This is a genomic window from Streptomyces sp. ISL-43 (assembly GCF_018614195.1).
In the GTDB taxonomy this organism is placed as follows: Bacteria; Actinomycetota; Actinomycetes; order Streptomycetales; family Streptomycetaceae; genus Streptomyces.
The window spans coordinates 1-14,145 of record NZ_JAGGOT010000010.1 but is presented as its reverse complement, the minus strand read 5'-3'; the positions used below and the strand labels follow the sequence as shown (position 1 = coordinate 14,145).

General features: G+C 72.1%; 13 protein-coding genes and 1 pseudogene. 11 read left to right on the top strand and 3 right to left on the bottom strand.

Going from position 1 to position 14,145, the window contains the following annotated elements:
* Positions 1 to 81 precede the first annotated feature (81 nt).
* A complete protein-coding gene (locus J7F03_RS05880) occupies positions 82 to 738 on the top strand; it encodes a DUF6232 family protein (RefSeq protein WP_251071487.1) in 657 nt (218 codons plus the stop codon).
* The gene (locus J7F03_RS05875) at positions 738 to 1,106 is read left to right on the top strand and encodes a hypothetical protein (protein ID WP_214947584.1); all 369 of its coding nucleotides are present in this window, start codon (positions 738 to 740) and stop codon (positions 1,104 to 1,106) included. Before J7F03_RS05880 ends, J7F03_RS05875 begins: the two co-directional genes overlap by 1 nt.
* Before the next feature lie 83 nt (positions 1,107 to 1,189).
* On the opposite strand, the gene J7F03_RS05870 is transcribed toward J7F03_RS05875, so the two are convergent.
* Positions 1,190 to 2,089 carry a hypothetical protein gene (locus tag J7F03_RS05870; protein WP_214947583.1) on the bottom strand — a complete coding sequence of 300 codons (900 nt, stop codon included), beginning with the start codon at positions 2,087 to 2,089 and terminating at the stop codon, positions 1,190 to 1,192.
* A gap of 63 nt (positions 2,090 to 2,152) precedes the next feature.
* Between J7F03_RS05870 and J7F03_RS05865 the strand changes: the two genes are divergently transcribed.
* The 4 genes from J7F03_RS05865 (at position 2,153) to ilvD (ending at position 6,605) form a co-directional block, all read left to right on the top strand.
* Positions 2,153 to 3,091 (top strand): Ppx/GppA phosphatase family protein, encoded by a 939-nt coding sequence (locus J7F03_RS05865; protein WP_214947582.1) that lies wholly within the window; start codon positions 2,153 to 2,155, stop codon positions 3,089 to 3,091.
* A 36-nt stretch (positions 3,092 to 3,127) separates the two neighbouring features.
* Positions 3,128 to 3,997, top strand: a complete 870-nt coding sequence (locus tag J7F03_RS05860; protein WP_214947581.1) for a sugar phosphate isomerase/epimerase — start codon at positions 3,128 to 3,130, stop codon at positions 3,995 to 3,997.
* The gene (locus tag J7F03_RS05855; protein WP_214947580.1) at positions 3,994 to 4,617 is read left to right on the top strand and encodes a TetR family transcriptional regulator; all 624 of its coding nucleotides are present in this window, start codon (positions 3,994 to 3,996) and stop codon (positions 4,615 to 4,617) included. The genes J7F03_RS05860 and J7F03_RS05855 overlap by 4 nt, the downstream gene beginning before the upstream one ends.
* A gap of 137 nt (positions 4,618 to 4,754) precedes the next feature.
* On the top strand, positions 4,755 to 6,605 hold the full coding sequence (ilvD, locus tag J7F03_RS05850) for a dihydroxy-acid dehydratase (RefSeq protein ID WP_214947579.1): 1,851 nt from the start codon (positions 4,755 to 4,757) through the stop codon (positions 6,603 to 6,605).
* 72 nt (positions 6,606 to 6,677) lie between these two features.
* On the opposite strand, the gene J7F03_RS05845 is transcribed toward ilvD, so the two are convergent.
* Positions 6,678 to 8,798 (bottom strand): serine/threonine-protein kinase, encoded by a 2,121-nt coding sequence (locus tag J7F03_RS05845; RefSeq protein ID WP_308379130.1) that lies wholly within the window; start codon positions 8,796 to 8,798, stop codon positions 6,678 to 6,680.
* Positions 8,799 to 8,904: 106 nt separating this feature from the next.
* Here J7F03_RS05845 and J7F03_RS05840 point away from each other — a divergent pair, with 106 nt between their 5' ends.
* From J7F03_RS05840 to proC, 5 genes are all read left to right on the top strand, one after another.
* Positions 8,905 to 9,207 carry an SH3 domain-containing protein gene (locus J7F03_RS05840; protein ID WP_214947578.1) on the top strand — a complete coding sequence of 101 codons (303 nt, stop codon included), beginning with the start codon at positions 8,905 to 8,907 and terminating at the stop codon, positions 9,205 to 9,207.
* 94 nt (positions 9,208 to 9,301) lie between these two features.
* Complete coding sequence (locus tag J7F03_RS05835; RefSeq protein WP_214947577.1) at positions 9,302 to 9,850, top strand: hypothetical protein; 549 nt, start codon at positions 9,302 to 9,304, stop codon at positions 9,848 to 9,850.
* A gap of 72 nt (positions 9,851 to 9,922) precedes the next feature.
* Positions 9,923 to 10,756 (top strand): ABC transporter ATP-binding protein, encoded by an 834-nt coding sequence (locus tag J7F03_RS05830; protein ID WP_214947576.1) that lies wholly within the window; start codon positions 9,923 to 9,925, stop codon positions 10,754 to 10,756.
* Complete coding sequence (locus J7F03_RS05825) at positions 10,753 to 11,490, top strand: ABC transporter permease (protein WP_214947575.1); 738 nt, start codon at positions 10,753 to 10,755, stop codon at positions 11,488 to 11,490. Before J7F03_RS05830 ends, J7F03_RS05825 begins: the two co-directional genes overlap by 4 nt.
* Before the next feature lie 117 nt (positions 11,491 to 11,607).
* Entirely contained in the window at positions 11,608 to 12,417 is an 810-nt protein-coding gene (proC, locus tag J7F03_RS05820; RefSeq protein ID WP_214947574.1) for a pyrroline-5-carboxylate reductase, read from the top strand.
* A gap of 61 nt (positions 12,418 to 12,478) precedes the next feature.
* Here the strand turns inward: proC and trpS are convergent.
* A pseudogene (gene trpS, locus J7F03_RS05815) lies at positions 12,479 to 13,476 on the bottom strand (tryptophan--tRNA ligase).
* Positions 13,477 to 14,145 lie beyond the last annotated feature (669 nt).

Below are 14,145 nucleotides of genomic sequence, written 5' to 3'. Positions count from 1 at the left end.
GAGAACCTGATGGTTGCGTGACAGCCGGTGGATGTCTTAATGGTCCTCACGCAACGACCTGGGCATCCACATGGGGGAGTCATGGAGCCGAACGGGGTCTCGCCACCACCCGCACCGACGCCGCCGCAGCAGCCGCCGCGGTGGCCGCCATCGGCTCCACTCCAGGCCGGCGCGGCGCTGCCGCCCCCGGCCGCGCCGGCACCCGCACCACCGCCGGCCTACGGCGGATCCAGCGTGGACCTGCGGGTCAGCAACCGCCTGCTGTGGGTGGGCGAGGCGGCGTACCCCCTGAGCAACATCGTCCGGGTCCGGACCTTCGTGCTGAAACCCGACCGCGGGCAGATCCTCCTGGACTCCCTGAAGTGGCTCGCGATCGCGGTCGTGATCGTCTTCGCGCTCCAGGCCTTCATGAAGGAGCCGGACGGCGAATCGGGAGGGGCCGGGTTCATCATCGTCGTGGCGGCGATCGCCCTCCTCTCACAGCTCGTGTTCCGGCTGACCCGGCCGGACCGCTACGCCATGACCGTGGAGACCTCCGGAACGGCCGTCGCCGTCGTGACCCTGGAGCAGAGGGCGGCGCTGCGCGAGCTGGTCGGGCACATCGTCCACGCCATCGAACACCCGGAGGCGGAGTTCTCCGTGCGGGTGGAGCGGCTGGAAGTGGACCTCAGGCGCTACCACTTCGGCGACAACGTGAACGTGACCGGCGGCATGGGCAACATAGGGACGGTGCGTTGATGGGCAGCGGCGAGGGCTCGTACCACTTCGGCGACGTGGTCCACATGAACGACGGCACGAACAACACGGGCATCGTCAAGATCCAGTCCCCGACCGTGGGAGCGGGGACCCCGCAGGCGCCCCTCACCCCGCAGGAGGCCGTCCGGCAGCTCGCCGTCCTGCTCGACGAGCTGCGCGCCCAGGTCGCGCCCGCGAGCGCCGGGGCCATCGAGAGCAACCTGTCCGTGATCACCTCGCAGGAGAGCCCGCCGGAGGCCCGGCACAGCGCGCTGATGGCCGTCCTCGGCATCGCGACCCTCGCCGGCGAGATCGGCCGGCCCGTGGCCGACCTGGTCACCGCGATCCTGGGAATGCTGGGCCTGGGCTAGGCCTGGGCTAGGCCTGGGCTAGGCCTAGCGCCGCCCGGGCCCCTTCATCCGGACCCGGGCGCCGCGCGGGCGCAAGCCCAGGCCTACGCCGGATCGACCGGGTCGGCGGGGTGGGGGGCCATCGGCAGCAGCGAGGCGAGCCGCGCCTCGCAGAGCCGCACGAGCTCCGCGTACCCCTCCTTGCCCATCAGCTCCGTCAGCTCGGCGCGGTACGACACGTACACCGGGTCCCCGGCGCCGTGCGCGGACGTGGCCGACGTGCACCACCAGTGCAGGTCGTGGCCGCCCGGACCCCAGCCGCGCCGGTCGTACTCCCCGATCGACACCTGCAGCACGCGCGTGTCGTCGGGCCGCTCGATCCAGTCGTAGGTCCGTCGGATGGGCAGCTGCCAGCACACGTCCGGCTTGGTCTCCAGCGGCTCCTGGCCGCTCTTGAGCGCCAGGATGTGCAGGGAGCAGCCCGCGCCGGCCGGGAAGCCGGGCCGGTTCAGGAAGATGCAGGCGCCGTCCCAGCGGCGTGTCTGCTTCTCCCCGTCGTCGTCGTGCTGGGTCCAGCCGGTCTCGCTGCCGACGTCGTGGAACTGCCACAGCTCCGGCGTGAGCCGCGCCACGTTCTCCGCGACCCGCTTCTCGTCGTCCTCGTCGGAGAAGTGCGCGCCGAGCGTGCAGCAGCCGTCGTCCGCCCGGCCGGCCTGGATGCCCTGGCAGCCGCTGCCGAAGATGCAGGTCCAGCGCGAGGTCAGCCAGGTGAGGTCGCAGCGGAAGACCTGCTCCTCGTCGGCGGGGTCGGGAAACTCCACCCAGGCACGCGGGAAGTCGAGCCCCTTCTCGTCGCCTACGACGCCCTTCTTCGCCTGGGAGGCCTTCGTGGGCTTCGCGGGCTTCGTCTTGTCCGGCCGCTCGTCCGACAGCTTGTCCGACTGCTTGTCCGACTGCTTGTCCGGCCGTGACTTGGACTTGTTGGCCTTCTTCGTATTTGGCACAAACTCAAGCCTAAGCGCCCCTTACTCCATCCCTACGCCTTCGGCCCAGTAGCGTTTCCTCCCATGAGACTCGGTGTCCTTGATGTGGGTTCGAACACGATCCATCTGCTGGTGGTGGACGCGCACCCCGGTGCGCGCCCTCTCCCGGCGCACTCGCACAAGGTGGAACTGCGGCTGGCGGAGCTGCTCGACGAGTACGGCGCGGTCACGCCGGAGGGCGTCGAGCGACTGGTTTCCGCCATCGCGGGCGCCGTACAGGCCGCCGAGGACAAGGGGTGCGAGGACGTACTCCCCTTCGCGACGAGCGCGGTACGGGAGGCCACGAACGCCGACGAGGTCCTGAGCCGGGTCAAGGCGGAGACCGGCATCGACCTCCCGGTGCTGAGCGGTGACGACGAGGCCCGCCTGACCTTCCTGGCGGCGCGGCGCTGGTTCGGCTGGTCGGCGGGCAAGCTCCTCGTCCTGGACATCGGCGGCGGCTCGCTGGAGATCGCGTACGGCATCGACGAGGACCCGGACAAGGCCGTCTCCCTCCCGCTGGGCGCCGGACGCCTGACGGCGGGCTGGCTGCCGGGCGACCCGCCGGGCCCGGAGGCCGTCCGCGCCCTACGGCGCCACGTGCGGGCGCAGATCGCCCGGACGGTCGGCGAGTTCAGCCGTTTCGGAACCCCGGACCGGGTGGTGGCGACGTCGAAGACGTTCAAGCAGCTGGCCCGCATCGCGGGCGCTGCCCGCTCGGCGGACGGCCTGTACGTCCAGCGGGACCTGACCCGCAAGTCCCTGGAGGAGTGGGTGCCCCGGCTGGCGGCGATGACCACCGACCAGCGGTCCGTGCTCCCCGGGGTCTCCGAGGGGCGCTCCTCCCAGCTGCTCGCGGGCGCGCTGGTCGCGGAGGGCGCGATGGACCTCCTGGGCGTGGAGTCCCTCGAAATCTGCCCGTGGGCGCTGCGCGAGGGCGTCATCCTGCGCCGCCTGGACCACCTGCCGCCGCCCGGGGTGTGAGGGATGCCGGGGGCGCGCCCCCGATACCCTGTCCCCGTGGCAAAACCAGTCCGGGTCCCGACCGCGAAAGTCGCCCTCTCCACCGCCTCCGTCTATCCGGAGTCGACGGCGACCGCCTTCGAGATCGCCGCGCGCCTCGGCTACGACGGCGTGGAGGTCATGGTCTGGACGGACCCGGTGAGCCAGGATGTCGACGCCCTGCGCCGCCTCTCCGACCACCACGGGGTCCCGATCCTGGCCGTCCACGCCCCCTGCCTCCTCATCACGCAGCGCGTCTGGTCCACCGACCCGTGGACCAAACTCCAGCGCGCCCAGGCGGCGGCCGAGAAGCTGGGGGCGTCCACGGTCGTCGTGCACCCGCCGTTCCGCTGGCAGCGCCAGTACTCCCGCGACTTCGTCACCGGCATCTGGCGGATGGCGGACGAGACCGACGCCAAGTTCGCCGTCGAGAACATGTACCCCTGGCGCTACCGCGACCGCGAGATGCTCGCCTACGCGCCCGAGTGGGACGTCACCAAGGACGACTACCGCCACTTCACGGTCGACCTCTCCCACACCGCGACGGCCCGCACCGACGCGACGGCGATGATCGACCGGATGGGCGACCGGCTCGCACACATCCACCTCGCCGACGGAAACGGTTCCGCGAAGGACGAGCACCTCGTCCCCGGCCGCGGCAACCAGCCCTGCGCCGAGCTGCTGGAGCGGCTCGCCGCCACCTCCTTCGACGGGCATGTCGTCATCGAGGTCAACACCCGCCGCGCGATGTCCTCCGCCGAGCGCGAGGCCGACCTCGCCGAGGCCCTGGCCTTCACCCGCCTCCACCTCGCGACGTCCGCGGCCTCCCCCACGACCCCGTCGTCCCCCGGCTCCCCGGCGTCGCCCACCACCCCGGCGCGCCCGTGACCGCCGCCGAGGGTCCCCGCCCCCGCCGCGGCCCCGGCCGCCCCCGCCAGGACGAGGCCGACGACGGCCCCGGCACCCAGGAGCGCATCCGCCTCGTGGCCCGCGCCGAGTTCGCCGCGCGCGGCTACGACAAGACCTCCGTACGCGGGATCGCCAAGGCCGCCGGCGTGGACCCGGCACTGGTGCACCACTACTTCGGCAGCAAGGACGACCTCTTCGCCGCCGTGATCGAGCTCAGCATGGAGCCCGCCCTCGTCGTCCCCAAGCTCCTCGCGGAAGGACCCGACGGCATCGGCGAGCGCCTGGCCCGCTACTTCCTCGGCATCTGGGAGAACCCGGTCACCCGGACCCCGCTCCTCGCCGTGATCCGCTCGGCCCTCACCCACGAGGCCGCCGCGAAGGTGCTGCGCCGGCTGATCCTGCACCGGCTCCTGGAACGGATCGCCGCCGACCTCAACGTCCCCGACCCGACCTTCCGCGCCGAGCTCGCCGCCTCCCACATGGTCGGCATCGCGATCCTGCGCTACGTCGTCCAGGTCGAGCCCCTCGCGTCGGCGGACCCGGAGACCATCATCGAACTGGTGGCCCCCACCCTCCAGCGCTACCTCACGGAAGAGTGACCGAGTACTGAGCCGCCCGTCCCGTCATCCGGACATGGTGTCCGCATCGCGGGCGAGGGGCGTAGCCTCGTAACCGAGCCGTATCCACAGTCGCGGCAGGCGTTCACGCGCCACCGCACACATGGGGAGTGAACCCGATGCCCGAGCTGAGGTCCCGCACCGTCACCCACGGCCGCAACATGGCGGGCGCACGCGCCCTTATGCGTGCGTCGGGCGTAGCGAGCGAGGACATCGGGAAGCCGATCATCGCGGTCGCCAACTCCTTCACCGAGTTCGTCCCCGGACACACCCACCTGGCCCCGGTCGGCCGCATCGTCTCCGACGCGATCCGCGCCGCCGGCGCGATCCCCCGCGAGTTCAACACCATCGCGGTCGACGACGGCATCGCGATGGGCCACGCCGGCATGCTGTACTCCCTGCCCTCCCGCGACCTGATCGCGGACAGCGTGGAGTACATGGTCGAGGCCCACTGCGCCGACGCCCTGATCTGCATCTCCAACTGCGACAAGATCACCCCCGGCATGCTCATGGCCGCGATGCGCCTGAACATCCCCGTGGTCTTCGTCTCCGGCGGCCCGATGGAGGCCGGCCAGGCCACCCTCGTCGACGGCACCGTCCGCAAGCTCGACCTGATCGACGCGATGGTCGACGCCTCGAACGAGAACATCTCCGACGAAGACGTGCTCCGCATCGAGGAGAACGCCTGCCCGACCTGCGGCTCCTGTTCCGGCATGTTCACCGCCAACTCGATGAACTGCCTCGCCGAGGCCATCGGCCTGGCCCTGCCCGGCAACGGCTCCGTCCTCGCGACGCACACCGCCCGCCGCGCCCTGTACGAGGACGCCGGCCGCACGGTCGTCGAGATCACCAAGCGGTACTACGAGGGCGACGACGCGTCCGTCCTGCCGCGCAACATCGCCACCCGCCAGGCCTTCGAGAACGCCATGGCCCTCGACATCGCCATGGGCGGCTCCACGAACACGATCCTGCACCTGCTCGCCGCCGCGCAGGAGGCCGGGCTCGACTACGACCTCCACGACATCGACGAGGTCTCGCGCCGGGTCCCGTGCCTGTCCAAGGTCGCGCCGAACGTGGCGCCCGGCGGCACGTACTACATGGAGGACATCCACCGGGCCGGCGGCATCCCCGCCATCCTCGGCGAGCTGCACCGCGGCGGCCTCCTGAACAAGGACGTCACCTCGGTCCACTCCGAGGGCCTGGAGGACTGGCTGGCCAAGTGGGACGCCCGCTCCGGAACGGCCTCCGCCGAGGCGATGGAGCTGTGGCACGCGGCCCCCGGCTGCAAGCGCTCCGCCACCGCCTTCTCCCAGTCCGAGCGCTGGGAGACCCTCGACCTCGACGCCGAGGGCGGCTGCATCCGCTCCGTCGAGCACGCGTACTCCAAGGACGGCGGCCTCGCCGTCCTGCGCGGCAACATCGCGGCCGACGGCTGCGTCGTGAAGACCGCGGGCGTCGACGAGTCGATCTGGACCTTCGAGGGCCCGGCCGTGGTCTGCGAGTCGCAGGACGAGGCCGTCGACAAGATCCTCCGCAAGGAGATCAAGGAGGGCGACGTCGTCGTCATCCGCTACGAGGGCCCGCGCGGCGGCCCCGGCATGCAGGAGATGCTCTACCCGACGTCCTTCCTCAAGGGCCGGGGCCTCGGCAAGGTCTGCGCCCTGGTCACGGACGGCCGCTTCTCCGGCGGCACCTCCGGCCTGTCCATCGGCCACGCCTCCCCGGAGGCGGCCTCGGGCGGCGACATCGCGATCGTCGAGGACGGCGACCGGATCCGCATCGACATCCCCAACCGCACCATCGAGCTCCTCGTCGACGACGCCACGGTGGCGGCCCGCCACGAGGCCCTCGGCGGCGTCTACGCCCCGAAGAACCGCGAGCGCACGGTCTCGGCGGCCCTGCGCGCCTACGCCGCGATGGCGACGAGCGCCGACAAGGGCGCGGTCCGCGACGTGAGCCGTCTTTCCTGACGCCTCGCACCGCCCCGCCCCGCCCCGTACGGCAGCTGCCCCGCCCGATCCCTCGGGCGGGGCAGCCGCGTTTCACCAGCCGGCCGGATCCCCGGCCGGCACGGCGAAGACGCTCCCGTCCGGCGCCGACGCGTACACGCGCCCGCTCCCGACCGCGGGCGCGGGCAGGTTCGCCGCCTGTTTGTCGCTGCCCATACGGGGCTTCGTCTGCCCGGCGAGCCGCCTGCTCGCGGTGTCCACGGCGAGCAGCCGCCCGTCCAGGGCGGTGAGGTAGACCCGGCCGTCGCCCGGCACGGGACGCGAGGCCGCGCTGATCCCGGTCTCCAGCCGCCACTCCTCCCGCTCCCGGCCCACGGCGGCCAGTGCCCCCGAGGTGCCGAAGACGTACACCTCCCCGTCCGGTCCGGCCGCCGCCTGCGCCTGGAGGAGCGGAGCCAGCAGCCTCGTCGTCCGGACCGCACGGGAGCGCAGGTCGACGCGTACGACCGCGTGCGTCATCAGCTCCGCGTCGCTGTCCAGCAGGTGCAGGCTGCCGCCCGCCACCGCGAACGGCTCCACCGTCCCGGCCACCCGCACCTGCCCGCGCAGCGCCCCGCTCGCCGGGTCGACCTCCGCGACCTGCGTCGACTTCCCGTCCCCGGCCGGGGTGGAGACGTAGAGGGCGGCGACCGCGCCGTCCGCCTCCTGCGGCCCCGCGCACCAGACGGATCCGAGCCCGCCGATGTCCTTGGCCCACCGCACCGCCCCGGTGGCCGCGTCCAGCGCGGTGGCCTTCCCATCCGCCCCCGTGACGACGACCAGGGCACCGGCGGACACGGCCTTCGCGCCGGACGGCAGGTTCCGCCGCCACCGTTCCGCGCCCGTCGCCGGATCCAGCGCCTGGAGCAGCCGGCTGCCCGCCGGCGCCGTGAGGACGAGCCCGCCGCCGTACAGCGGGGCGGCTGTCTTCGCGGCGCCCTGCGCGGAGTGCACCGACCACAGCACCGCCCCGTCGGCCGGGTCGATCCGGGCCGCCGTGAGACCGGCCCCCGAGCAGTAGAGGGCCGCCGCCTGCCAGGAGCACGCCGCGGCCCGGTCGCCCAGCGACATCTGCCACGGAGCGGCGACCGGGACCGCCGCCGGCCCCGGCGAGTCCGTCCGCTGGGCGGTGGCCGGCCCCGGTTGCCCGCCGTCCGAGCCGGTCAGCACGTACGCGGCGACCGCCCCGCCCGCGAGCAGCAGCCCGATCCCCGCCAGGGCGGCCGCCCGGGTCAGCCGGCCGCGCCGGGGCGCGGGCGCCGGGTCCGGTCCCGCGATCCGGTCCCGCCGGTGCGTGACCTCTTCCGCCTCGGCCGGCCGCCTCGGCCTGGGGACGAAGGCCTGAGTGTCCAGGTCCGTCGGGTAGGCCAGCACCCGCAGCGCCGCGATCAGCGCGCCGGCGCTCGGCCGCTGTGCCGGATCCTTCGCCAGGCACTGCGCGACGAGCGGTACGAGCCGCTCCGGCAGCCCGGTCAGATCGGGCTCGCTGTGCACCACCTGGTACGCCACGAGATAGTGGCTGTCGGAGTCGAAGGGCCCCCGCCCGGTCGCCGCGTGCACCAGCACGGCCCCCAGGGCGAACACGTCGGCCGCGGTCCCGACCTCGCGCGGCCGCTGGAACTGCTCCGGCGCCATGAACGGCGGGGTCCCGATCAGCTTCCCGGTCTCGGTCCGCAGATCGCTGTCGGCCGGCCGCGAGATGCCGAAGTCGATGACGCGCACCCCGTCCGGGGCCATCAGCACGTTGCTGGGCTTCAGGTCCCGGTGCACGACCCCCGCCCGGTGGATGTCCCGCAGCGCCTCCGCCAGTCCGGCGGCGAGCCGGGTCAGCTCCCTGGGCTCCAGCACGCGCTCGCGCACCCGCTCGGCGAGCGTGGGGGCATCGATGAACAGGGTCGCCATCCAGGGGCGCTCGGCATCGGGGTCCGCGTCCACGACGGGCGCGGTGAATGCCCCGCTCACCCGCCGGGCGGCCGCGACCTCCTGCCGGAACCGGGCCCGGAACTCCGGATCCACGGCGTGCTCGGCGTGCACGATCTTGACGGCGAGTTTCAGCCCCGACTCGGAGGTGGCCAGGTGGACGACGCCCATGCCGCCCGAGCCGAGCACGGACTCGAGCCGGTACTGCCCGGCATACTCCGGAAACCCCACGTAGTCCGCGCGCAGCGAATGCACCGCTCACCACCCCCGCCGGAGCCTAGTCGATGGCCCGTGTGAATCTCCAAGGTCCTGCTACCCTGCGCGAGTTGCGCAGGGCAGCACCCATGGGGGGAAGTCAGTCATGTCCGTTGAGCACGAATCGAGCCAAATAGCCGGCCTCGCCGCAGGCTCCGGCTACCAGACGTTTCCGGTCGCCCCGGGCTACCGGGTGAACGTCCGCAGCGGCCCGGGCACGAACTTCTCGGTCGAGAAGGTGCTGCCCTACGGCGCGAGCGTGACCATCCGCTGCCAGACCCCGGGCGAGTGGGTCAGCGGCCCGTACGGCACCTCGAACATCTGGGACTGCATCGGCAACGGCCTCTTCGTCTCGGACGCCTACGTGAAGACGGGCACCGACGGCTACGTCGCCAACCACTGCGCCTGACGTCCAGGCCGTCCAGGTCCATCCGGACCATCCGCGCGGTCTGACCCGTGAGACACCCCGGGCCCGCACCGGCCGGCGGGGGATAATCGCCGGTGTGAGCGACGACCAGCGAGACCAGACCCCCGCCGAGCCGGCCGCCGAGGTACCGACGCCGGCCCAGGCCCCGGTTACCGCCGGCCCCGAGCCCGAGCCGATCCGGTTCTTCGGCACCACCTGGGTCGATCACGACGGCGGGTACGCCCTGCGCCGCGTGGCGGTCGCCGCCGGCGCGCTGGCCGCCGCGGTCGTCGGCGCCTTCCTGCTCCGCTTCTCCTACGAGGGCCTGGAGATCGGCAACGTCGGCCCGTTCCTCAGCATCTCGGTCGTCGTCCTCTTCGCCATCGCGAGCTCCATCGCCTTCGCCAAGGCCTGGGACTCCTTCAGCCGCCGCCCGGCCCCGTCCTCCGACGAGGCGGCCCTCAAGGGCCTCAAGGCGATCGGTTTCATCGGCGGCCTCATCGCCTACTTCCTGCGCTGCTTCGTCGAGGCCCCCGGCGAGAAGCTGCGCCGCGCCGAGTACGAGCGCGCCTCGGTCGAGTTCGCCCGCCGGCGCAGCTCCCGTACCGGCAACCCGGCCGCCCGCCGCCCCAAGCGCAAGAAGTAACCCGAGAAGCGGTACCGACTCCGACGGTCCGGACGGTTGCGCCCGGGCACGGCCAGGAGCATTATTCATCACATGATGAATAACCAAGCGGCCGCCGCGGCACCCGCCGTGAACGCCCACGGCCTGACCGTCCGCCGCGGCACCGGCCGCAGCCCCCGCACCGTCCTGGACGCCCTCGCCTTCGACGTCCCCCGAGGCCGCATCACCGGCCTCCTCGGCCCCTCGGGCTGCGGAAAATCCACCCTCATGCGCGCCGTGGTCGGCACCCAGGCCCACGTCACCGGCACCCTCGACGTCCTCGGCCGCCCCGCCGGCCACCCCGAGCTCCGCTCCCGCATCGGCTACGTCACCCAGGCGCCCTCCGTCTACGACGACCTCACCGTCCGACAGAACCTCGACTACTTCGCCGCGATCCTCGACCCCGGCCGGGCCGCCGCCGACCGCCGCCACCAGACCGTCACCCGCGCCATCGCCGACGTCGACCTCACCACCCACACCGCCGCCCTCGCCGGCAACCTCTCCGGCGGCCAGCGCAGCCGCGTCTCCCTCGCCGTCGCCCTCCTCGGCAGCCCCGAACTCCTCGTCCTCGACGAGCCCACCGTCGGCCTCGACCCCGTCCTGCGCCGCGACCTGTGGAACCTCTTCCACGACATCGCCGCCACCCGCGGCGCCACCCTCCTCGTCTCCTCCCACGTCATGGACGAAGCCGAGCGCTGCCACGGCCTGCTCCTCATGCGCGAGGGCCGCATCCTCGCGCAGGACACCCCCGACGCACTGCGCACCCGTACCCACGCCGACACCGTCGAAGAGGGCTTCCTCCGCCTCGTCGACGAAGCCAACGCCAACGCCAACGCCAAGGCCGACGCCAACGCCAGTGCCGACGCCGACCAGGGGAGCACCCGATGAACGCCGCCCGCACCACCGCCACCGCGGCCCGCGTCCTGCGCCAGCTCCGCCACGACCCCCGCTCGATCGCGCTGATGCTGCTGGTCCCCGTACTGATGCTGATCCTGCTCCGCTACGTCTTCGACGGCAGCCCGCAGACCTTCGACAGCATCGGCGCCAGCCTCCTCGGCATCTTCCCGCTGATCACGATGTTCCTGATCACCTCCATCGCGACCCTGCGCGAGCGCACCTCCGGCACCCTCGAACGCCTCCTCGCCATGCCGCTCGGCAAGGGCGACCTCATCGCCGGCTACGCCCTCGCCTTCGGAGCCATGGCGGTCGTCCAGTCCCTGCTCGCCACCGGCGTCGCCCTCTGGGTCCTCGGCCTCGACGTCATCGGCTCCCCGTGGCTGCTCCTGCTCGTCGCCCTGCTCGACGCGCTCCTCGGCACCGCGCTCGGCCTGTTCGTCTCCGCCTTCGCCGCGTCCGAGTTCCAGGCCGTCCAGTTCATGCCGGCCGTGATCTTCCCCCAGCTCCTGCTGTGCGGGCTCTTCGCGGCGCGCAACACCATGCAGCCGGTCCTGGAAGGCATCTCCGACGTCCTGCCCATGTCCTACGCGGTCGACGGCATGTCCCAGGTCCTCACCCACACCGACATGACCGCCGACTTCGTGCGCGACGCCGTCATCGTCGCGGGGTGCGCCCTCCTCGTCCTCACCCTCGGAGCCGCCACCCTCCGACGCCGCACCCCCTGACCGCACCCCCCTGACCGGACCGTGGACACCACGCCGCCGCACCCCGCCCGGGTGCAAGGATGAGACGCACACGCGGTACGCGTACACGCACCAACAGTTCGGTGAGGTGAATCGGGCATGACCCAGACAGTCGCAGTCCTCGGTACCGGCAAGATCGGCGAGGCCCTGCTCAGCGGGATGATCCGCGGCGGCTGGCCCGCCTCGAAGCTCCTCGTCACCGCCCGCCGCCCCGAGCGCGCGGCGGAGCTCGTCGCCCGCTACGGCGTCGAGGCCGTCTCCAACGCCGAAGCCGCCAAGCGCGCAGACACCCTCATCCTCACCGTGAAGCCGCAGGACATGGGCAAGCTCCTCGAAGAGCTCGCCCCGCACGTCCCCGCCGGCCGCCTCGTCATCAGCGGCGCTGCCGGCGTCCCGACCTCCTTCTTCGAGGAACGGCTCGCCCCCGGCACCCCCGTCGTCCGCGTCATGACGAACACCCCCGCCCTCGTCGACGAAGCCATGTCCGTCATCTCGGCCGGCAGCCACGCCACCGCCGAGCACCTCGCCCACACCGAGGAGATCTTCGGCGGCGTCGGCAAGACCCTGCGCGTCCCCGAGTCCCAGCAGGACGCGGCGACCGCCCTGTCCGGCTCGGGCCCGGCCTACTTCTACTTCCTCGTCGAAGCCATGACCGACGCCGGCATCCTCCTCGGCCTGCCCCGCGCCCAGGCCCACGACCTCATCGTCCAGGCAGCCATCGGCGCCGCGGTGATGCTCCGCGACAGCGGCGAACACCCGGTCAAGCTCCGCGAGGCCGTCACCTCCCCGGCCGGCACCACCATCAACGCGATCGTCGAGCTGGAGAAGCACGGCGTACGGGCCGCCCTGATCGCCGCCCTCGAAGCGGCCCGCGACCGCAGCCGCGAACTCGCCTCCGGCAACAGCTGACACCCCGGCCGGTACGGGGCTGCGCGCGCAGCCCCGTACCCATGCCCGACCAGGGCGCCCCTCAGGGTTCCAGCAGCCCGATCGCCCGGTACGCCTGGTCGACGACCGGTCGCGCCAAGGCCCGGGCCCTCCCGGCACCCGCCCGCAGCACCGCCTCCACCGCCCCCGGATCGGCCGCCAGCTCCGCGTGCCGCACGCGCACCGGCCGCAGCAGCTCCACCACGGCATCGGCTACGTCACGCTTGAGCGCCCCGTACCCGGCGTACCCGTCGGCGAGCGCGGCCGGCTCACCCCCGGTGCACGCCGCGAGGATGTCCAGCAGGTTCGCGACCCCCGGCCGCGCCGCCCGGTCGTAGACGACTCCGCCGTCCCCGCTGTCGGTGACGGCCCGCATCACCTTCCTCCGCACGGCCTCGGGCTCGTCGAGCATGAACACCACCCCCGGCCCCGCGTCCCCGGACTTCCCCATCTTCGAGGTCGGATCCTGCAGGTCCATGACCCGCGCGGCCACCACCGGATGCGTGGCCCTGGGCACCGTGAAAGCGTGCCCGTACCGCTGGTTGAACCGCGCCGCCAGATCCCGGGTCAGCTCCACGTGCTGGCGCTGGTCTTCCCCGACCGGCACCTCGTCGGTCCGGTACGCCAGGATGTCCGCGGCCATCAGCACGGGATAGGTGAGCAGCGACAGCCGTAGCCTTCCCCCACGGCCTGCGCCTTCGCCGCCTTCTCCTTGTACTGCGCCATCCGCCGCAGCTCCCCGTCGGAGGCCGTGCACTCCAATAGGTAGGCCAGCCGCGCGTGCTCGTCCACGTGGCTCTGTACGAACAGCGTGCACTTCTCGGCCGTCAGCCCGGCGGCGAGCAACAGCGTCGCCGCCTGCCGACTGAGCCGGCGCACCCGCGCCGGATCGTGTTCGACGGTCAGGGCGTGCAGATCGACCACACAGAACAGAGCCTCGTCGGGCTTCTGCTCGGCGGCGACCCACTGCCGCACCGCCCCCAGGTAGTTCCCCAGCGTCAGATGCCCGGTCGGCTTGACCCCGCTGAAGATCCTCGTCATGTCCCTGCTCCCTGCTCGTGTCGGTGTGGGTCTCGAAGCCACCGCGTCGGGCGACCGAGCCACTCCCGGGAGGGGAGAAACGAAAACGGCCGCCGTGGGCGGCGGCCGTCGAGCGCATGCGTGCTCGCGTGGATGGTCGGCCGCCGTCAGGCGGCCCACCAGCGAAGGTCGAGCATGAGCGCATGCGTAGTCATGGCGCAGAGAGTAGCGCGGGGGGTGGCGCCGAGGCAGGGGTTGACACACCTGTACCCGATCCGTAAGATTCTTCGAGTTGTCCGAAGTGAGCGCCGACCCCGGTCGGTCCCCGGACAGCCATCCCGCACTACACATTTCGAACGAACGACGCACTTTGTCGTCTCGTTTTCATGCGTATTTGCGAATGAGGAATCCGCGTCCACGGACGCAGTCGCCGATTAGGTTCGGGGGCAGGGAATCCGCTACTGTCTCACTCGCCGCAAGGGCCCAACGGCCCGAGCAGCAAATCCCGTTGACTGGGAGTCAGGCCCGAAAGGATCTGATAGAGTCGGAATCGCCGGAAAGGGAAACGCGAAAGCGAAGAACTGGAAAGCAAAACCCGCTTCGACCGGGAATCGGACACGAAAGAGTCTGATAGAGTCGGAAACACAAGAACGAAGGAAGCGCCCGGAGGAAAGCCCGAGAGGGTGAGTA

What these genes read in the sequence shown, in the direction of transcription:
- proC (WP_214947574.1), top strand. Translation starts at nt 11,608, where the DNA reads ATGACCCAGACAGTCGCAGTCCTCGGTACCGGCAAGATCGGCGAGGCC.
- J7F03_RS05825 (WP_214947575.1), top strand. Translation starts at nt 10,753, where the DNA reads ATGAACGCCGCCCGCACCACCGCCACCGCGGCCCGCGTCCTGCGCCAG.
- J7F03_RS05865 (WP_214947582.1), top strand. Translation starts at nt 2,153, where the DNA reads ATGAGACTCGGTGTCCTTGATGTGGGTTCGAACACGATCCATCTGCTG.
- J7F03_RS05875 (WP_214947584.1), top strand. Translation starts at nt 738, where the DNA reads ATGGGCAGCGGCGAGGGCTCGTACCACTTCGGCGACGTGGTCCACATG.
- J7F03_RS05830 (WP_214947576.1), top strand. Translation starts at nt 9,923, where the DNA reads ATGATGAATAACCAAGCGGCCGCCGCGGCACCCGCCGTGAACGCCCAC.
- J7F03_RS05840 (WP_214947578.1), top strand. Translation starts at nt 8,905, where the DNA reads ATGTCCGTTGAGCACGAATCGAGCCAAATAGCCGGCCTCGCCGCAGGC.
- J7F03_RS05880 (WP_251071487.1), top strand. Translation starts at nt 82, where the DNA reads ATGGAGCCGAACGGGGTCTCGCCACCACCCGCACCGACGCCGCCGCAG.
- ilvD (WP_214947579.1), top strand. Translation starts at nt 4,755, where the DNA reads ATGCCCGAGCTGAGGTCCCGCACCGTCACCCACGGCCGCAACATGGCG.